Origin of the sequence: Nocardioides luti, from assembly GCF_014212315.1 — a bacterium.
GTDB lineage: Bacteria > Actinomycetota > Actinomycetes > Propionibacteriales > Nocardioidaceae > Nocardioides > Nocardioides luti.
In genome coordinates this window covers 2,841,986-2,860,919 of record NZ_JACKXE010000001.1, presented here as the reverse complement: position 1 = coordinate 2,860,919, position 18,934 = coordinate 2,841,986, and the positions used below count along the sequence as shown (strand labels likewise).

General features: G+C 72.7%; 20 protein-coding genes. 10 read left to right on the top strand and 10 right to left on the bottom strand.

The window, feature by feature from the left end:
• Positions 1-59: 59 nt before the first annotated feature.
• Positions 60-2,189, top strand: a complete 2,130-nt coding sequence (locus H5V45_RS13570) for a right-handed parallel beta-helix repeat-containing protein (protein WP_185253419.1) — start codon at positions 60-62, stop codon at positions 2,187-2,189.
• Between the two features lie 144 nt (positions 2,190-2,333).
• The gene (locus tag H5V45_RS13565) at positions 2,334-3,368 is read left to right on the top strand and encodes a hypothetical protein (RefSeq protein WP_185253418.1); all 1,035 of its coding nucleotides are present in this window, start codon (positions 2,334-2,336) and stop codon (positions 3,366-3,368) included.
• 18 nt (positions 3,369-3,386) lie between these two features.
• Here the strand turns inward: H5V45_RS13565 and H5V45_RS13560 are convergent, their stop codons facing one another.
• Both H5V45_RS13560 and H5V45_RS13555 read right to left on the bottom strand, forming a co-directional pair.
• Positions 3,387-3,953, bottom strand: a complete 567-nt coding sequence (locus H5V45_RS13560; RefSeq protein ID WP_185253417.1) for a hypothetical protein — start codon at positions 3,951-3,953, stop codon at positions 3,387-3,389.
• A gap of 95 nt (positions 3,954-4,048) precedes the next feature.
• Positions 4,049-4,471, bottom strand: a complete 423-nt coding sequence (locus H5V45_RS13555; RefSeq protein WP_185253416.1) for a nuclear transport factor 2 family protein — start codon at positions 4,469-4,471, stop codon at positions 4,049-4,051.
• A 91-nt stretch (positions 4,472-4,562) separates the two neighbouring features.
• Between H5V45_RS13555 and H5V45_RS13550 the strand changes: the two genes are divergently transcribed.
• The 7 genes from H5V45_RS13550 (at position 4,563) to H5V45_RS13520 (ending at position 10,349) form a co-directional block, all read left to right on the top strand.
• Positions 4,563-5,438, top strand: a complete 876-nt coding sequence (locus H5V45_RS13550; protein WP_185253415.1) for a TIGR03619 family F420-dependent LLM class oxidoreductase — start codon at positions 4,563-4,565, stop codon at positions 5,436-5,438.
• 11 nt (positions 5,439-5,449) lie between these two features.
• Entirely contained in the window at positions 5,450-6,643 is a 1,194-nt protein-coding gene (locus H5V45_RS13545) for a hypothetical protein (protein ID WP_343061553.1), read from the top strand.
• Positions 6,644-6,651: 8 nt separating this feature from the next.
• Positions 6,652-7,494 carry an SDR family oxidoreductase gene (locus tag H5V45_RS13540; RefSeq protein WP_221634009.1) on the top strand — a complete coding sequence of 281 codons (843 nt, stop codon included), beginning with the start codon at positions 6,652-6,654 and terminating at the stop codon, positions 7,492-7,494.
• A gap of 121 nt (positions 7,495-7,615) precedes the next feature.
• Positions 7,616-8,773 (top strand): sulfotransferase family protein, encoded by a 1,158-nt coding sequence (locus H5V45_RS13535; protein WP_246415903.1) that lies wholly within the window; start codon positions 7,616-7,618, stop codon positions 8,771-8,773.
• Positions 8,774-8,887: 114 nt separating this feature from the next.
• Entirely contained in the window at positions 8,888-9,172 is a 285-nt protein-coding gene (locus tag H5V45_RS13530; RefSeq protein ID WP_185253414.1) for a hypothetical protein, read from the top strand.
• Positions 9,169-9,954: a hypothetical protein gene (locus H5V45_RS13525; protein ID WP_185253413.1), complete on the top strand. Its 786-nt coding sequence runs from the start codon at positions 9,169-9,171 to the stop codon at positions 9,952-9,954. Before H5V45_RS13530 ends, H5V45_RS13525 begins: the two co-directional genes overlap by 4 nt.
• Positions 9,951-10,349 carry a hypothetical protein gene (locus H5V45_RS13520; RefSeq protein ID WP_185253412.1) on the top strand — a complete coding sequence of 133 codons (399 nt, stop codon included), beginning with the start codon at positions 9,951-9,953 and terminating at the stop codon, positions 10,347-10,349. The genes H5V45_RS13525 and H5V45_RS13520 overlap by 4 nt, the downstream gene beginning before the upstream one ends.
• Positions 10,350-10,441: 92 nt before the next feature.
• Here the strand turns inward: H5V45_RS13520 and H5V45_RS13515 are convergent, their stop codons facing one another.
• The 3 genes from H5V45_RS13515 to H5V45_RS13505 form a co-directional block, all read right to left on the bottom strand.
• A complete protein-coding gene (locus H5V45_RS13515; RefSeq protein WP_343061552.1) occupies positions 10,442-11,731 on the bottom strand; it encodes an MFS transporter in 1,290 nt (429 codons plus the stop codon).
• Positions 11,732-11,804: 73 nt separating this feature from the next.
• Complete coding sequence (locus H5V45_RS13510; RefSeq protein ID WP_185253411.1) at positions 11,805-12,317, bottom strand: VOC family protein; 513 nt, start codon at positions 12,315-12,317, stop codon at positions 11,805-11,807.
• Between the two features lie 53 nt (positions 12,318-12,370).
• Entirely contained in the window at positions 12,371-13,138 is a 768-nt protein-coding gene (locus tag H5V45_RS13505; protein ID WP_185253410.1) for a pirin family protein, read from the bottom strand.
• Between the two features lie 110 nt (positions 13,139-13,248).
• Here H5V45_RS13505 and H5V45_RS13500 point away from each other — a divergent pair, with 110 nt between their 5' ends.
• Positions 13,249-13,707: a MarR family winged helix-turn-helix transcriptional regulator gene (locus H5V45_RS13500; RefSeq protein ID WP_185253409.1), complete on the top strand. Its 459-nt coding sequence runs from the start codon at positions 13,249-13,251 to the stop codon at positions 13,705-13,707.
• A gap of 121 nt (positions 13,708-13,828) precedes the next feature.
• Here the strand turns inward: H5V45_RS13500 and H5V45_RS13495 are convergent, their stop codons facing one another.
• Genes H5V45_RS13495 through H5V45_RS13475 form a run of 5 tightly spaced genes read right to left on the bottom strand, consistent with a single transcriptional unit; the run spans position 13,829 to position 18,876 of the window.
• Complete coding sequence (locus H5V45_RS13495) at positions 13,829-15,220, bottom strand: cytochrome P450 (protein WP_185253408.1); 1,392 nt, start codon at positions 15,218-15,220, stop codon at positions 13,829-13,831.
• A gap of 58 nt (positions 15,221-15,278) precedes the next feature.
• A complete protein-coding gene (locus H5V45_RS13490) occupies positions 15,279-15,869 on the bottom strand; it encodes a GNAT family N-acetyltransferase (RefSeq protein WP_185253407.1) in 591 nt (196 codons plus the stop codon).
• 54 nt (positions 15,870-15,923) lie between these two features.
• Positions 15,924-16,880, bottom strand: a complete 957-nt coding sequence (locus tag H5V45_RS13485) for an alpha/beta hydrolase (RefSeq protein ID WP_185253406.1) — start codon at positions 16,878-16,880, stop codon at positions 15,924-15,926.
• A complete protein-coding gene (locus H5V45_RS13480; protein ID WP_185253405.1) occupies positions 16,877-17,491 on the bottom strand; it encodes a TetR family transcriptional regulator in 615 nt (204 codons plus the stop codon). Before H5V45_RS13480 ends, H5V45_RS13485 begins: the two co-directional genes overlap by 4 nt.
• Positions 17,488-18,876, bottom strand: coding sequence for a flavin-containing monooxygenase (locus tag H5V45_RS13475; RefSeq protein WP_221634008.1), 1,389 nt, complete (start codon positions 18,874-18,876; stop codon positions 17,488-17,490). Before H5V45_RS13475 ends, H5V45_RS13480 begins: the two co-directional genes overlap by 4 nt.
• Between the last annotated feature and the right edge of the window lie 58 nt (positions 18,877-18,934).

Genomic DNA, 18,934 nt, shown 5'->3' with positions numbered 1-18,934 from the left:
TCAGACTGCGGGGGTGCATGGTCGGGGACGACGTGCGGACCGATCACCCGGGGGATCACATGTCGACGACCGCACGCCACACCGCCGTACGCCGAAGCCGCCGCGCCACCGCCGGCCTGGCGAGCCTCGGGCTCGCGCTCGGCGCCGTCGTCGCGGTGACCTCGCCGGCCGACGCCGCCACCGACCTGGTCGTGACCAGCAACGAGGACAGCGGCCCCGGCACCCTGCGCGAGGCCCTCGCCCAGGCGAACGCCTCTCCTGACGACGACCGGATCACCTTCGCCCCCTCCGTGCTGGGCGAGATCCGGCTCACCGGCGGCCAGCTGGTCGCCACCGTCGGCGGCGGCTCCGGCGACCTCGTCATCGAGGGCCCGGGACGCGACGCCCTCGCGATCGACGCGCTCCGCAAGAGCCGGGTCCTGGACGTCCGGGGCCCCGGCGGGGACACCCGCCCGAGCCTGACCGTCTCGGGGCTGACCCTCACGGGCGGGTGGACGTACGCCTACTCGTACGACGACCAGGACGGCGGTGGCGTACGGGCCACCGGGACGGACCTGACCCTGGACCGGGTGGAGGTCTCCGGGAACCTGGCCAACCAGAGGGGCGGCGGTGTGCTGCTCGTGGGTGGGCGGCTGGTCGTCCAGTCCTCCACCGTCCAGGGGAACCGCGCAGGACTCAACCCGAACTCCAACGTCGGCGGCGGAGGAGGCCTCTTCCACGACGGTGGTGACGTCGCCGGAGCCGCGCTGGAGGTCACGGACAGCCTGGTCGCCGACAACGACGGGGGCGCGCACGGGGGCGGGATCTACGCGCCCGGAGCAGCGCCGGTCACGGTCTCGACGAGCACCGTCAGCGGAAACACGGCCACCTCCACGCTGACCGGCATGGACGTCTGGAGCACCTCAGGAACCGGCGGCGGCATCGCGGCCCACACCCTCACCGTCGCCGACTCGACCATCCGCGACAACGTGGCCGAGATCGACGCCGGAGGCATCTCGGCAGGAACGCTGGACGTGACGCGGTCGACGGTGTCCGGCAACGCCTCGGGGACCAGCGGTGGTGGCCTCCTCGCCGGCACGCTCACGATGACGTCCTCGACCGTGAGCGGCAACACGTCGCCGACCGGCGGCGGCATCGTGGTGGGGACGGAGACGCCCGCCGAGGTCGTCCTGTCGTCCATCGTCTCCAACGCGGCGGTCAGCGGCGGGGGCATCTCGACGCCCGGCACCGTGGCCCTGCGGGGCTCGGTCGTCGCGCTGAACGCAGGCGGCGACCTCGGTGGCACCGGCCAGGCCACCCTCGACCACGCCCTGGTCCAGGAGCCGCGCGACTTCGCCTACACCGACAGCGGTGACTCGATCATGGGCGTCGACCCGCGGCTCGCACCGCTCGCGTTCCACGGCGGACCCACCCGGACACGTCGCCCGGCCCCGAACTCCCCCGTCATCGACCGGGGCGCCGCCTTCGGGACCACCGACCAGCGCGGCTTCGCGCGGCCCTACGACGACCCGGGCTCGCCGAACGCCGCCGACGGCTCCGACATCGGTGCCGTCGAGCTGGGAGCGACCGAGCTGACGGGTCCGGCGCAGATCGGCGTCGTCGCCCGCCCCGAGATCACCGCTCGACCCACGCTCGGCACCCGGCTGCAGACGGACGGCGGGACCTGGGAGCCCGCGAACGTGGCACTGACCTACCAATGGCTGCGCGACGGGGTCCCGATCCTGAACGCCACGAGCTCGACGTACACGCTGGGCTGGCGGGACTTCGGCATCGTCCAGTACTACGGGGAGGACAACCGCCACCGCATCTCGGTCGCCGTCACCGCCTCGGCGGACGGGTTGAGCCCCGCCACGGCGCTCACGGACTTCACGCCGTTCACCGCGTTCGCCGGGTTCCAGATCGGCGAGAGGCCCACAGTCACGGGTCGGACGAAGGCCGGGTCGTTCCTGACCGCGCACCCGCACCTCGGCCGTGTTCGTCCTGCCCCCGACTCAACGGAAGTCTCCTGGTACCTCGACGGCCACCTGCTCGAGCGCGCCGTCGGGAAGCACCGGCTCACGCTGGCACCACGCGACCGGGGCAAGCGGGTCAAGGTCGTCTTCGCGTACTACCCCCCGAGCCTCGACGCCGAGCTGCCCGGACTCCCCGGCACCTTCCGCACGGTGAAGCTCAAGCACCGGGTGCGCTGAGCCCGCGGCGGCGGCGCGAGGCCTACCGGACTCTTTCTGCACGTTCGGACCCTCGATACGCCTTCGGAGGGGTCCGATCGTGCAGAAACTCGTGCCTGTGGAGGAGCCGAGCGCGGATCGCCGGGAACGGCGAGGCTCGGCGGCATGGCCGCACATCGCTGGGACCCCGTCTGCCCCACCCCGCGCGGGCTCGTGCGCCCCGTGCCGCTCGACCCCGCAGGCGAGGACGGCCCGACCAAGCGTCAGGCATCCGGGCCGCACTGGCGCCGGACCTCGCAGGGGCTCTACGTCCCGGCATCCGTGTCCGACCAGCTACCCGAGCAGCGGATACTGGAGCAGTCGGTGCGCCTCCCACGAGGGGGCGCCGTGACCGGATGGGCCGCGTGCCGCCTCTGGGGCGGCAGCTTCTTCGACGGCCTCGGACGCGACGGAACCACGCGGCTCCCGGTGCCGCTGGCGCTCGGGGCGGGGAACATCCGAGGCGATCGGCAGGTGCGTCTCGTGCGCGAACCTCTCACCTCCGAGGAGGTGATGCGGCGTTACGGCATCCCCTGCTGCGCCGTCGAGCGGGCCGTCTTCGACGCGGTCAGGCTCGCCCCGGACGACCGCGAGGCCGTGGTCGTCCTGGACATGGCAGCGGCCGCGGTGCTCACGTCGGTCACCCGGATGCGGGTCTACGTCGGAGCGCATCCGCGACGGCGCCGGATCGCCCGGGCCCGGCTAGCCCTCGCGCTCGCCAGCGAGCACAGTCGCTCACCGAACGAGACCAGGCTCCGTCTCGTGTGGGTACTCGACGCCGGGCTACCGGCCGACGTGCTGGTGAACTGCCCCGTCCACGACAAGTGGGGCCGGCTGCTCGGCATCGCCGACCTGCTCGACCCCGTCGCGGGGCTCGCCGTCGAGTTCGACGGGGCCGACCACCGGGGCGCCGGCCGACACACCCGCGACGTCGCGAAGGACGAGGCCTTCCGCGATTCCGGCCTCGAGGTCGCCCGCGTCACGGGGCTGGACCTGGCCGACAGGCCCCACGTCGTACGACGTCTGCTGGCCGCGCACGCGCGGGCGACGAGCCGACCGCGCGGGACCTGGGAGGCGCGACCCCCGGCGTCGACCCTGGACACCCTGCTCGACGAGCGCGACGGGCGCGACCGGGTCCACCAGGAGCTCAACGCGCTGTGACGACGCAGCGGGCGGGCGTCAGCCGATGGTGACGCGGACCTCGTTGGACTCGAGGCCGGAGTCGGTGTCGACGACGCGGAAGCGGTTCACGCCGGTCTGGCTGGTCTGGACGTAGGTCGCGAAGGTCTCGTTGCTGACCGAGACGGTGACGGGGAAGTCCGCCCACGAGCCGCCGGTGAACTTCTGGACCTGGAGGATCGCGCCCTCACCACCGGGGTAGACGCCGGTGAGGTCGATCTGCTGCATCGCCGAGACCGAGGTCTGGCCGGCGGAGAGGCTGATCTGCTCCTTGGCGGACTCGGACTCGCTCGGCTCGTCCGTCGCGCTCTTCGGCGCGCTCGGGGAGCGGCCGGGGGCGAGCGTGATGAGCGGGCCGGAGGGGGCGTCGGTCTCGGAGGGCTTGGGGAGGTACATCGACTGGCGCGCGGTCGACGTGGTCGTGCCGTCGCTCTCACCGACGCCGAGGACGCGGGTGCCGACCAGCGTGGACAGGCCGAGGATCAGGCCGACGGCGAGGCCGACACCGACCAGCGCGGCGAGGCCGGCGAGGACGGGGTGCTCGCGGCGTTCTTCACGATCGGGCACGAACCATCACCCCCGGGGCAGTCGCGGACGGCGCCCCGGCACGGGACGCCGCACCCATTGTCGGGGACGGGTGCAAGCGGGACCAAACGCGCGGCTCAGAGCCCCTGCCTCCACACCACGACCTCGACCAGTCGCCGGCTGCGCCAGCCGCCGTCGGTGCGGACCATCCGGTGCTCGTAGAGCCCCCCGAACTGCACCAGGCGCTCCTTCCCGTCGCCGAGCGGGAGCAGCATCGGGTTGTGGAAGTACGCCGTCACGTCGGCCTCGTCCCCGTCGTACGCCACGTCGACCTGGCCCAGCGTGTGCATCCGCTTCGGGAAGATCGGCAGCATCTCGGCCAGCCAGGGCTTGACCTCGGCGTACGACGCGGCGATCCCGCCGGACTGCGTGTAGTCGATCGCCGCGTCCGGGGTGAAGACGGTGTCGAGGCGGTCCCAGTCCCCGGTGTCGATCGCGCGCGTGTACGCGGTCAGGACGTCCTGGATCTCGAGCCGGTCGGCGATCTGCTGCAGGTCCATGGCGCGACTCTGGCACAAAACTGGAACACGTTCTAGTGTGGGTCTCGACAGGCTCGACCAGCGAAGGCCCTCCCCACCAGCGAGGAACCAGATGCGATTCACCTACGCCGAGGCGATGACCCAGGCGACGTTCTACGCGCCGCTCGCCCAGGCGGCGGAGGCGGCCGGCTACACCAGCATGACCGTGGCCGACAGCCTGATCTACCCGCAGGAGTCGGACTCGACGTACCCCTACACCGACACCGGCGAGCGGGAGTTCCTCGAGGACAAGGAGTTCATCGAGACGATGATCCTCTGCGCCCACCTCTTCGCGGTGACGACCACGCTGCGGCTGACGCCGTTCGTGCTCAAGCTGCCGGTGCGGCCCCCGGTGCTGGTCGCCAAGCAGGCGTCCTCGCTGGCGTACCTCTCCGGCAACCGCCTCGGCCTCGGCGTCGGGCTGTCGCCGTGGCCCGAGGACTTCGCGACGCTCGGCGTGCCGTGGGCGCGGCGCGGCAAGCGGATGGACGAGTGCATGGAGATCCTGCGCGGTCTCACGACCGGCGAGTTCTTCGGCTACTCGGGCGAGTTCTACGAGTTCGAGCCGCTCAAGCAGTGCCCCGCGCCGACGGAGCGGATCCCGCTGCTCGTGGGCGGTCACGCGGACGCCGCCCTGCGCCGCGCGGTCGTGAAGGGCGACGGCTGGATGCACGCCGGCGGCGACGGCGAGGAGCTCGACCGGCTGCTGACCCGGCTCGCCGAGATCCGTACGGAGGAGGGCGACACCCGCGACGACTTCGAGGTGCACGTGATCTCGTACGACGCCTACGACCTCGACGGGATCAAGCGGCTCGAGGACAAGGGCGTCACCGACTGCATCGTCGGCTTCCGGGTGCCCTACATCAAGGGCCCCGACACCGAGCCGCTCGCGGACAAGGTCGCGCACCTGGAGAAGTACGCCGAGCAGATCATCGCGAAGGCCGGTTGATGGGCGAGGACGTGGTTTCGAGACAGGCGCCAGGGCGCCTTCCTCAACCACCGGGATCGGGGCTGACGCAGGTCCTCCAGGACGCGATCGCGGAGGCCGAGGAGCTGGTCGCGAACGCACCCTTCATCCGCACCGAGGCGGACCGGCTGGAGGGGTACGCCTACCTCGCCGGGCGGGTCCGGATGGCGATGCAGATGGCCTTCGACCACGACCTCGACCGGCCGCTGTTCATCAACCCCACCCACCAGTTCTCCCGCCAGGGCCTCGACAACCCCGACGCGATCTACTTCAACGCCTACCTCCGCGAGGGGGTCGAGTACGTCGTCAGCGGCCGCCGCGGCACCAGCGCCGACCTGTCCTTCCAGGTGATGGGCGGGACGTACTCCGCCGACTCCGCGGCGACGTCGCTGATGGCCTTCGACGACCGCGAGCTCGAGGTGGCCGACGACGGGACCTTCGAGTTCCGCTACACCGCCGAGCCCGGCGCGAAGACGCTGATCGTGCGCGAGGTCTTCAACGACTGGGAGACCGAGGAGCGCGGCACCCTGCGCATCGAGCGCCCGGACACGATCGGCCGGCCGGCGCGGCCGCTGACCGAGGACCTGCTCCGCAAGAAGTACGAGGTGGCCGCCCGGACGCTGGTCGGCTCGATCCAGACGTGGTTCGCCTTCCCCCACTTCTTCCAGTACAAGGAGCCGGTCAACACCCTCACCCCGCCGACCGCCACCCCCGGCGGCCTCGCGAGCCAGCGCTCCTCGATCGGGCACTACGAGCTCGCCGAGGACGAGGCGATGGTGATCACCGTGCCGGAGTGCACCGACTGCGCCTACCAGGCCGTCCAGATCGGGTCGGACTGGTACGCCTCCACCGACTACGAGACCCACCAGACCTCGCTCACCAAGGCGCAGGCCGTCACCGACCCCGACGGGAGGATGCGCTTCGTCGTCTCGGAGCACCCACCCGCCGGGGAGGGTCGCGCGATCGAGAACTGGCTCGAGACCACCGGCCACCGCACCGGCGCGATGATGCTGCGCTGGCAGCGCCTCGAGCGCGACCTCGGCCCCGAGGACGGCCCGACCGTCGAGGTCGTGAAGCTCGCCGACATCCCCGCCGTGCTGCCCCACCTCACGCCCCTCACCCCCGACGAGTACGCCGCGCGCATCGCCGCCCGCGAGCGCGCCGTCGCCCGCCGCATGATCAGCTAGGAGACCCGTTGACCACCGAGCCCGGCCTCGCGGCCGCCCACGACACCTCGATCGAGGAGCGCTACACCCCCGTCCCGCTGCTGCGGGGCAAGGTCGTCGTCATCTCCGGCATCGGCCCCGGGCTGGGCCGCTCGCTGGCGTTCGAGGCGGCCAAGATGGGCGCCGACCTCGTCGTCGCCAGCCGGACCGAGGCCCGGCTGCTGGAGCTGCAGGCCGACCTGGCGGCGTACGACGTCCGGGTGGTGCCCGTCGTGACCGACGTGACCGACGAGGACTCGCGGGTGGCGCTGCGCGATGCGGCCCTCGAGGCGTTCGGGCGCGTCGACTGCGTCATCAACAACGCCTTCGCGATCCCACCGATGGACCCGATCACGCAGATCGACCCGCGCAAGCTGGCCCGGGTCAACGAGACGAACGTCTTCGCGCCGCTGCGGCTGGCCGCGCTCTTCGCGGACGCGCTCGCGGCCAGCAAGGGCTCGATCATCATGCTGAACTCCTGCGTCTCCTTCAGCTCGCAGCCGGAGTACGCCGGCTACAAGCTGTCCAAGGGGGCGCTGGAGCACCTCGCCTCGTCGCTCGCGACCGAGCTCGGGCCGCGCGGGATCCGCGTCAACAGCGTCGCGCCGTCGTACATCTACGAGGACGTGAACCGCGGCTACTTCGACTTCCTGGCCGCGGTCGACGGCACCACGCACGAGGAGGTCTACGCGCAGAAGGCCGCGCCGACCGACCTGCAGCGGCTCGCGTCCTCGGAGGAGGTCGCCCGTGCGACGCTCTTCCTCGCCAGCGACCTCGCCTCCGCGGTGACCGGGCAGATGCTCACGGTCGACTGCGGCGAGTTCCACTCCTGAGTCCGTTGCTCCGCCGGGTCTCGAGCCACCGGGTCTCGATGCACCACCGGGTCTCGATACACCGCCGCTCGTTCCTCGCGGCGGCACTCGACCAACGAACATCTCTGACGAAGGAGTCGTGATGAGCGACAACGTGATGGCCCGCGAGCGGCCCGACCTCGGCTCCTACGACGACATCGTCGCGGCCGCCGTGCGGACGGTCGGGATGGACGACTTCGGCGGCACCGCGCACGAGGAGGGGCTGCGCGTGCTCGTCGAGGACCTGGCCTCGCCGGAGGCCGGGCTGACCCCGCGCGGCAACTACTTCCAGCGCTCCGAGGTGAAGTCCGCGCTGGTCGGGCGGCTGCTCACGCAGGCGCAGTTCAACGCGCGCCCGGAGCACGCCGACGTGCCGGTGACGCGGCCGGTCTTCGTGATGGGCCTGCCACGGACGGGGACGACGGCGCTGCACCGGCTGCTGTACGCCGACCCGGCCGCGCAGGGCCTCGAGATGTGGTTGACGCAGTACCCCCAGCCCCGGCCGCCCCGTGAGACCTGGGACGACGACCCGATCTTCACCGCCATGCAGCAGGCGTTCTCCGCGCACCACGAGGAGAGCCCGGAGTACATGGGCATCCACTACATGGATGCCACCTCCGTCGAGGAGTGCTGGCGGCTGCTGCGGCAGACCGGCAAGTCCAACTCCTACGAGTCGCTGGCGAACCTGCCGCGCTACACCGCGTGGCTCGAGGGCCAGGACTGGACCGACGCCTACGCCCGGCACCGGGAGAACCTCCAGCTGATCGGCCTCAACGACCCCGAGAAGCGCTGGGTGCTGAAGAACCCCTCCCACATGACCGCCCTCGACGCCCTGATGACGGTCTACCCCGACGCGCTCGTCGTCTACACGCACCGCGACCCCGTCACCTGCATCGCGTCCTCCTGCTCGCTGTCCGCCGAGACCACGGCGGGGCACTCCACGACGTACGTCGGGGGCGTCATCGGGCACACCCAGCTCGACCTGTGGCAGCGCGCGTTCCACGCGTTCCACGACGCGCGCGAGCGGTACGACGCCGCGCAGTTCGTCGACGTCGCCTTCGACGACTTCCGCGCCGACCAGGTCGGCACCGTGCGCGGGATCTACGAGCGCTTCGACCTGCCGTGGACCTCCGAGGTGGAGGCCGCGGTCACCGCCGCCGACGCCGAGCAGAGCTCCGGTGGCAAGGCGCCGTCGCACCGCTACTCCCTCAAGGACTACGGGCTCACCGAGCAGCGGGTGCGGGCGGCGTTCGAGCGCTGACCCTCGCACTCCCCGGCCACGGGGTGACCGCTGGCTGCAGGTCCCGCAGGCGGTCGTCCACAGGCGGCGACCGGCCTGGTTTGGTCGGTCGGCGGCTTGCGCACGCTGCCGGACATGACCTTCGCCCTCGACCACGACCACCTCGCGCGGACCGCGCGGGTGCTGCTCCGCCACGACCTCGCCCTGCGCGCCGAGGCCACGCCCGAGGCTCCGGACACCGGGGGCTCGTCGGCGACGACCGCCGTCGGGCTGGAGGCCCTGGCCGGGCGCGTCAGGCGGGTGGGGGACGACGCGCACGCGCTGGCCGACGCGCTCGACGGCTTCCTGGCCGAGGCCGCCCGCGCGGACGGCCGGGTCGGGCTGGCCCTGGACCTGCTCGGCGCCGGGGCGCTGCGATGAGCCTGGACACGGTCGTCCGCGGGGACCCCGACGGCTGTCGGGCGGCCGCCCACCGGTTGACGACGATCGCCGCCGCGGTCCAGTCCGCCGGCGACGACCTGGCCCGCGCCGCCGGCACGGCCGAGGACGACTTCGGCGGGCTGGCCGGCGACGCGTTCCGCGCGCGGGCCCGGGCGGTGGCCGACACCGCCGACGACACCGCCCAGCGCTGCCGACGGGTGGCGCGCGGCCTGTCCGAGCTGGCGCTCGACCTCGAGGACGTACGCCGCGTGATGGGCCGGGCCCGTGCGGCGGCCGATCCGTGGCTGGTCGTGTCGGAGGGCGCGATCGAGCCGCCGGACACGCGGACGGAAGCGACCTTCGAGGAGGCCGCGCACGCGGCCTGGCAGGTCGCCTCGCAGCTGGTCGCCACCGCCCGCGAGGTGGAGTCCCGCGCCCAGCTCGACTGGTGCGGCTGCGTGCGTCAGGTGGCCGAGGGCCTGCCGCTGGTCCCCTACGACCCCCACCGCGGGCCGCACCTGCCCGCGTCCCCCGGCGGTGGGAGCCCGGCCCCGGAGGAGCCCGTCCCGAGCGGGTCCTCCGGGGCCGGTGCGGGTGGGCCGGGTGCCGGGTCCGGTGCCGGGTCGGGTGGGGGTGGGTCCCCCAGCGCCGGCCCGGAGGGCCTGCGGCGCCCGGCGACGGTCGAGCCACCCCGGCTCCCCGGGCTGGCGGAGTGGGCCGTCGGGCACGACCCGGTGTGGGCGTTTGGCTGCGACCGGCCTCGGGGCGGTGGGTCGCGATGACCACGCGTGACGTCGGGATCTCGCTGCCGCGCGGCTGGCGGCGTACCTCCGACCCCGGCCGGGGCGTCCTGGTCACCGCCCGGGCGGCCACGGCACCGCCGAGCGGGGTGCACCCGCGGGTGACGCTGACCTGGCGCCCGCCCGGCGACGGGCCGGCGGAGGTGGCCGAGCGGGACCTGGAGGACGAGGACGCGTTCGACCTGGCGGGGCGCGAGGTGACCTACCGGCGCTACGCACGGCTCGAGGGCGGGGTCGACGTGCTGTGCGACGAGTGGTCGTGGCACTCCGACGAGGCCTCGGTGGTGCTGACGGGGCGGGTGGCGCGCGAGGACTACCCGGACTACTGCGACGTGTTCGAGGCGATCGCCGAGACGTTCGACCCGCCCCTGCCCTGACCCGCGCCTGCCCCGGCTCGACGAAGGAGGATCTCCGGCACCTGGTGCCGACGATCCTCCTTCGTCGCGCGGTCCGTGCCCGTGCGGCCGGGTCAGCCCTCGCCGGCCGCGGCCCGGACGGCGCGCTCGGCGACGGCGTACTCGTCGGTGCGGGCGTCGTACGACCAGAAGTCGCGCAGCGCGACCGCCGTGAGGGCGACCCCGGCGACGCAGGCGAAGCCGCCGCTGGAGATGGCGCCGCGGACCGTCCACAGGTCGGCGGTGATGCCGGCGCGGACCTGGCCGCCGAGCGGGCCGAGGGAGTAGGACAGCATCTCGATGCCGGCCAGGCGGCCGCGCATGCCCTCGGGGATGGTCTGGCTCCAGACCGTCCCGCGGAAGACGCCCGAGATCATGTCGGCCGCGCCCGAGAGCGCGAAGAACACCGCGACCAGCCAGATGCTGGGCATCAGGCCGGCGATGCCGACGGCCAGGCCGTACGCCGCGGCGGCGACGACGATCGCGCGGCCGTGGTGGTGGACCCGGGCGGTCCACCCGCTCAGCGCCGTGGCGAGCAGGGCGCCGACGGTCTCGGCGGAGTAGAGCAGGCCCAGCAGCTCCGGGCGCTCGAAGACGGTCTCGGCCAGCGCCGGGAACAGGACGACAGGGAGCGCGAGCAGCATCGCGGCGATGTCGACGAGGTAGGTGCCGAGCAGGTCCCGGCGCGAGAGGGCGTAGCGGAGCCCGACCGCGATCCCGGCCAGGCTCGGCGGGGTGGTCTCCGCACGGTGCGGGTAGGGCCGCATCGCGACGAAGAGCAGGGTGGCGATGCTGAGCCCGACGATGTCGACGAGGAAGCACCAGCCGATGCCGACGTAGGCGACCAGCAGCCCGCCGAGCGCCGGGCCGACGAGGACGCCGATCTGCATGCCCAGGCTGGTCAGCGCGTTGGCCGCGGCGATCTGCTCGTGCCGGACCGTGCGCGGCATCAGCGCCTCGCGCGAGGGCCGCTGCAACGACGAGGACGACGCGAGCAGCGCCGAGACCACGAAGATCACCGCGATGCTCGGGTCGTCGCGGAAGGCGTTCACCGCCAGGACCGCGGTGAAGACCGCCTGGGCCACTCCCGTCCACACCAGCAGCCGGCGGCGGTCGACGTGGTCGGCCAGCGCCCCGCCGTACAGGCCGAACACCACGAGCGGGACCAGCTCGACGAGGCCCACGGCACCGACCGCGAAGTTGGAGCCGGTGAGGCGGTAGATCTGGTACGGGATGGCGACGTAGGTGACCATCGCGCCGAAGTAGAAGACCGTCCCCGCCAGGAACAGCAGCCGGAAGTCGCGGGACTCCCGCAACGGGGTCACGTCCATCCGCAACGCGCGGAAGCGGTCTCGCCAGGTCACAACGGGACATGGTGCACCCGCCCGCGCCGCTGGCGCGACCCGATTGAGTGCAGATGCGCCGACTCGGCAGTCCTCAGAGGACGTGCTCGCCGTACATCTCGCCGAGCGGGTCGGCGATCAGCTCGATCCGGGCGCCGTCGGGGTCGCGGAAGTAGACCGAGACGCCGCTGTGCACCTCGTGCTCCACGCCGGACTCGGTGAGCCGGCCGACCAGCGCCTCCCAGCGCGCGGGCTCCACCGAGATCGCGAGGTGGTGCAGGCCGCCGAGCACCTCGGCGTACGGCCCGACGTCGAGGCCGGGGAAGTCGAAGAACGCCAGCAGGTTGTCGTGGCCGATGTCGAAGAAGAAGTGGCTCGAGCCGGGGTAGTCGCGGTTCTCGATGAGCTCGGTCAGCGGGAAGCCGAGCACGTCCTGGTAGAAGCGCACCGTCCGCTCGACGTCGTGGCTGATCAGCGCCGTGTGGTGCAGGCCGCGGGCCGTGGAGGCGGGCCGCTCCCCCGGCGGGCGCAGGTGGGTGTCGCGGATCCGGGCGCGCTCGGTCGCGAGCCGCTCCTGCGCCGCGTCGTCGGGCGGGGTGGTGGTCATCGGCTTCTCCTCGGGCTCGGGGGCGGGCGGTACGGCGGGTGGTCGGGCGGTGCTCAGGCGGCGACGGTGGCGTGCATCTCCCACACCAGGATCTCGGCGGCCTCGGTGGCCGTCACGCGCTGACCGCCGGTCGCGGTGAAGCGGACGGCGTCGCCGGTCGCGAGCGGCCCGGCGCCCTCCAGCGTGACAGATCCGCGCGGGACGAACAGGTGCAGGAACGGCGCGTCGGGGAGCTCGACGGACTGGCCGGGCTGGAGCCGGGCGGCGTGGAGGGCGGCGTACTTGTTCGCGATCCGGATCGCCGAGGCGCCGTCGTGCTGCGCCATGCCGGAGGCGACCGGGACCAGGCTGCCGGAGAGGAGCTCGCCGTCGATCTCGAGCTGCTCGTAGCCGGGCGTGATGCCGCGCTCGTCGGGGACGACCCACATCTGCACGAAGTGCACGGGGTCGGTGTGGGTGTCGCCCTGCAGCTTCCAGGAGTCGTTCTTCTCCGAGTGCATGATGCCGCGGCCGGCGCTCATCCGCTGGGCCAGGCCGGGGTAGATGATCCCGTTGTGGCCGGTCGAGTCCTGGTGGACCAGCGACCCGTCGAGCACCCAGGTGACGATCTCCATGTCGCGGTGCGGGTGCGTGTCGAAGCCGGTGCCCGCGTCCACGACGTCGTCGTTGTTGACGAGCAGCAGCCCGTGGTGGGTGTTGGCGCGGTCGTGGTGCTGGCCGAAGGAGAACGAGTGCTTCGAGTCGAGCCACCCGAAGTTGCTCGCGAACCGGTCCTCGGCACGACGGACGTCGATCTGGGGCTGGAGGTCGATGCGGCTCATGGCGGTCCTCTCGCGGTGGACACGATTCGGTGACGTGTCACGGATATGGTGATGGAACATGCGTGACGTGTCAACTATTCCGCTAGGGTGGACGACATGAGAGGTGCGGCATGAGCGACGACCCCTGGCTGACCGACGAGCAGCAGCACGCCTGGCGCGGCTGGCTGGCGATGGGCGCCCAGCTGCCCGCCGCCCTGCACCGCGGCCTGCAGAGCGACTCGGGCCTCTCGCTGCCGGACTTCGACGTCCTGGTCCAGCTGACCGACGCCGAGAACGGCCGCCTGCGCGTCTCCGAGCTCGCCGCCGCCCTCGCCTGGGAGCGCAGCCGGCTGTCCCACCACGTGAAGCGGATGCAGGCGCGTGGCCTGGTCGAGCGGGAGGACTGCGTCGACGACGGCCGCGGCGCCTTCGTCGTCCTGACCCCGACCGGTCGGTCCGCCATCGAGGCCGCCGCCCCCGAGCACGTCCGCACCGTCCGGCGCCTGGTCTTCGACGCCCTCACCGACGACGACGTCGCCGCCCTCGGTGCGATCACCGACAAGGTGCTCGCGCGGCTTGCGGCCGGCTGACCGGGCTGCCAATTTCCCCGGGTATCCGGGGAAGTTGGCACTTTCCGGGTGTTGCAACACCCGGAAAGTGCGAGTTTCCCCGGATATCCGGGGATTCCTGCGACAGGAGTGACAGCCGGGACTACCCCGCCGGCGTCACGCGGATCCGGGCGCCGCGGCGGGGGACGCTGGTGATGTTGCGGACCTTGGGCTGGTCGTGGCCGACGGTGGTGACGTCGTACGCCGTGAGCACCTCGCGCAGGACGGCGACGCCCTCCATCAGCGAGAAGCCGGCCCCGATGCAGCGGCGGACGCCGCCGCCGAAGGGGATCCAGGTGTTGGTGGGCGGGTTGTGGCCGAGGAACCGGTCGGGGCGGAAGGCGTCCGGGTCGTCGTGGTTCTCCTCGCGACTGTGGGCCAGGAGGATCGACGGGCCGACCGTGGTGCCGGCGGGCAGGTCCCAGCCGCCGATGGTGACCGGCTTCAGCACGGTGCGGACCACCTGCGGGATCACCGGGTGCAGGCGCAGCGACTCCTTCATCACCGCGTCGAGGTAGTCGTCGTCGCCGGAGCGCGCGGCTTCCTGGGCCCGGGCCAGCAGGGCCGGGTCGCGGCCGAGCTCGTACAGCGCCCAGGCCAGGCCGGTCGCGGTGGTCTCGTGGCCGGCGAGCAGCAGCGTCACCAGCTGGTCGCGCAGCTCGGTGTCGTCCAGCCGGTCCCCGTCGGCGCCGCCCTCGCCCGCCCGGATCAGCCGCGACAGCACGTCGGTGCGCTCCGCGAGGTCCGGGGCGACCCGGCGCTCGCGGATCTCGGCGTACATCAGCGCGTCGAGCTCGTGCTGGTTCTGCACCGTCCGCCTCCACGGCCCGAAGCGCTGCAGGCGCGGGTAGCCCCAGCCGAGCAGGATCGCGGGGCTGATCTCGACCGTCCTGTTCACCCGCGGCCGGAGCTCGGCCAGCCGGGCCTCGTCGGTGACGCCGAAGACGACGCGCAGGATCACCTCGAGGGTGAGCGCGTTCATCCGGTCCAGCGAGCGGAGCTCCTGCCCGGGCACCCAGCGCGCGACCTCGGCGCGGGCCACCTCGGTGACGAGCGCCTGGTACTCCCGCAGGGCGTGGCCGTTGAACGCCGGCATCAGCAGCTTGCGCGCCCGCTTGTGCTGCGAGGAGTCCTGCAGCAGCAGTGAGTGCTCCCCCATGATCGGTCCGAGGATCGCGTTGGCCTTGCCCGCGTGGAAGACCTCGGGGTCGCCCGCGAAGATCTCCTTCGCGTGCTCGGGCCGGGTGAAGAACACGAGCGGCCGGCCACCCGGGACCAGGCGGACGGTGAAGACGTCGCCGTACGTCCGCTGCAGGTAGGGGTGCAGCCAGTGGCGGAAGCGGAGCAGCGCCGCGGTCTGCACCAGCGCGGGCCACCGCGGCCCGGCCGGGAGCGCGCTGGTGTCGACGGGTGGCAGCGAGCTGCCGCCCACAAAGCTCATCCGGGCGAAGCGCCGGTCGGTGAGACTGCTGACGTCCTGCTCGACGGTGGCCATCGCCACATACTACGAGTACGTCAAGCCCCGGCGCGGTCTGACGAGCAGGCGTCGGTCGTCAGCCGGCCGGCGCGACGGTGCGCCGCATGACGGTGTTCTTCAGGCCCTTGGGCCGCACGAACATGAAGCCGCAGCGCTCGTACATCGCCCGGGTGCCGTTGTAGAGGAACGACGACGACATCTTCTTGTCGCCGGGCACGTGGGGGTAGCCCTCGACGATCCCGCCGCCCGCCCGGGCGATCAGGTCCACGGCGCCGAGCAGCGCGGTCTCGGCCAGCCCCCGGCGCCGGTAGCGCTTGTCCACGAAGATGCAGGTGACGCGGTAGTCGGGGACGAGATCGGCCTCCGCGTCGTACTGCTTGCGGTGGTGGAGGTTCGGCAGCTCCGCGGGGGTGCCGTACTCCGCCCACGCGACCGCCTCGTCACCGTCGACGACGAGGGCGGCGTGGGCCGCGCACCGCTCGACGTAGCGCTTCTTCAGCGCCCGGTTGGCCTCCGCGCCCTGGCCGCGCTCGTCGCTGTCGGGATGGAACCAGATGCACCAGCAGCCGCCGAAGATGCCGCCGTGGCGGACGACCAGGTCGTCGAACAGCCCCCAGGTTTCGGGGGTCAGCGGGACGATCTCGAGCCCCTCGGGCGGCTGCGTCATGGCCGCACGCTAACCGAGGTCCCGGACGACCTGCGTCCGCAGGCGCGGACGGTCCTACGCCGGCAGCCCGGCCGGCGCCGGGGCGAGGTGCCGGGTCAGGAAGCGCACCTGGTGCGCGACGACGGCGTCGTGCCAACGGGCGCCGGCGTAGACGTCGAAGTGGTCGCACGGGTAGTGGCGGACCTCGGCGCGCCCCTTCACGGCCGCCTTCGCCGCGGCGTACGGCGGGGCGCTGCGGTCGAAGTCGGCGATCTGGACGAGCAGCGGGCACCGGATCCCGGCGGCCTGCCTGCCGGGCCGGTGGTTGCCCAGCTCCAGCCCGACGGTCGCGGAGACCTCGTTTTGCCAGGTCGGCCCGGCGATCGCGTGGTAGGCCTCGTAGCAGCCGTCGAGCGTCAGCGCCGCGGTGTCGCCGGGGTGCCCGACGACCGGCATCATCACGTCGGGGCGGCCGCGCAGCTGCGCCACCCGACCGCGTACGCCGGCGGCCGTCGAGCGCAGCATCTGCCGCTTCGTGTGGTGGGCCAGTGCGTGCCGACCGGCCGCGAGCCCGTCGACCAGCGGGGTCAGCGCCACCACCGCGGCGACGTCGTCGCGCCCGGCGGCAGCCGCGAGCACGTGGCCCCCGGCGAGCGACACGCCCCAGAGCACCAGCCGCTGCGGGTCGACGCCTGGCAGCGCGGCGGCCGCGGCCAGCGCGGCCCGGTAGTCCTCGAGCTGCCCTGTCATCGACACCGTCTGCCGCGGCAGCCCGCCCGACGCCCCGAAGCCGCGGTAGTCGAAGGCCAGCACGTCCAGCCCGGCCGCGGCCAGCGCGTCCGCGAACGGCGCCAGGCCGGAGTCCTTGGTGCCCGCGAGGCCGTGCGCCATCACGACGCACGGGCGCCCGGCCACCGTCGCCAGGGCGTCCCCGACGCCGCGGACGTGCCAGGCGTCGCAGTCGGCGCCGCCGGCCGCGTCGGCGCCGCCGGACCGGAAGGTCACCTGGTCGTGCTGGGCAGGGTTGCTCATGCGGGGTCTCCTGGGGTGGGGTCGTCGGTGCCGTAGATGGTCCGCAGCCAGATCGTCACGAGCGCCTCGACGTGCGCCGCCCGCGGCAGGGCGCCGCCGAGCGAGAGCCGCTCGAGGGCGCGGTCGTTCAGCTCGAGCAGCACCGTCGCCAGCGCGGCGGCGTCGGGCCCGGGCGGGGCGTGCCCGGCGGCGCGCTCGGCGTCGATCATCGCCGCCAGCGGCGGCACGAAGGACTGCCGGTCGGCGTCCCACAGCTCGCGGACCGAGGGGTTGGCGGCGCGCGCCTCGAGCATCGCGCGGAAGAGGTGCTCGTGCCGCTCCCACGCGTCGAACACCCCGTTGATCGTGGTCTCCACGCGCCACCGCGGCGTGCCGTCCTGGCCGACCAGCGCGGCGCCGGCGGCGAACACCTCGTCGTACATCTCCTCGCTCAGCGCGGCGACGGCGGCGGCCTTGTTCTCGAAGTAGAAGTAGAACGCCGAGCGCGTGACGCCGGCCCGCCGCGAGATGTCGGCGATGTTGATCGAGTCGAGGCTGCTCTCGTGGAGGTGGTGGTCGAGCGACTCGAGCAGCGCCGTGCGGCGCTGGTCGCCCTTGGGCGGGCCGCTCACCCGGCCCGGCCCGCCAGCACCGGGGGGCCGTCGCGGGCGGCCCGCCGCCGCCCGGCCGGGATCTCCTTGACCCGCAGGTCGTGCTCGTAGAGGAAGTAGTCGACCTGCTGCGTGTGCCGCGGCCGGTCGAGGACGTGGCCGGTGTACTTCTGCTGGTCCTCGAGGATCACCCGCTCCATGTCGTCGTCGGCCGGCAGCCGGTAGTGCCCGGCGGCGTACGCCGCGAGCAGCCGCGCCTGGCTCTCGACGAAGGGGAACAGCGTCGGCGTCGCCTGCGCGAAGCCCATGAACACCAGGTCGTCGAGACCGGGCTTGAACATCCGCTTGAAGAGCGGGAGCCGGTTCTCCGGGGCGCTGATGAAGTCGGGGTCGAAGAACGGGAAGGTGATGTTGTAGCCGGTGGCGTAGACGATGACGTCGAAGTCGCTGCTGGTGCCGTCCACGAAGTGCACGGTCGCGCCGTCGAGGCGCGCGACGTCGCCCTTCGGCGTGATGTCGCCCGAGCCGAGCCGCAGCGGCAGCTCGACCGACTGCGTCGGGTGCGCCTCGAAGAACTTGTGGTTGGGCGCGGGCAGGCCGTAGAGCTCGGGGTTCGAGCCGGCCATGAACTGCATCTTCTGGAGGAACTTCCGCTGCCACGCGAGGGGGAGGTACGGCGTGGTCACGTAGTACTTGTCGGCCGGGAGCCCACCGGTGTACTTCGGCACGATCCAGGCGCTCGACCGCGTCGACAGCGTCACGGTGTTCTGCAGCGAGCGGCTCGACAGCTCGACGGCGATGTCGGCCGCGCTGTTGCCGAGCCCGACCACGAGGATCCGCCGGCCGGTGAAGTCCAGCGGGTCGTGCGGGTCGATGTAGTGGTGCGAGTGGATCGACTCCCCGGTGAACTCCCCCGGGAAGTCGGCGGTCCGCGGGTCCCAGTGGTGGCCGTTGCCGACGACGAGCAGGTCGAAGCGGCGCCGCTCGCCCGCCTGGTCCTCCAGCTCCCAGCCGCCGCCCGGCAGCCGCTCGGCGTGCACGACCCCGTTGCGGAACTCGATGCGGTCCTTGAGGTCGAAGGCGGCGGCGTACGCCTCGAGGTAGTCCTTGATCTGGGTGTGGTGCGGGAAGTCGGGGTAGGACTCCGGCATCGGGAAGTCCTTGAAGGACAGCCGGTGCTTGGAGGTGTCGATGTGCAGCGAGCGGTAGGCGCTGCTGTGGCCGTTCGGGTTGCCGAAGGCCCAGTTGCCGCCGATCCGGTCCGAGGACTCGAACGTCGTCACGTCGATGCCGTAGTCGGTGAGCATCTTCGTCGCCGTCAGCCCGCTGATGCCGGCGCCGATCACGGCCGTGGTCGGGGTGCGGGTCGCGCTGCTGGCCGGGCCGGAGCGGGTGTCGGTCGTCACCCCGGCGACGCTAGGACAGGAATTGACACGCGTCAACAGTGCGGGGACGCGGTCCGGA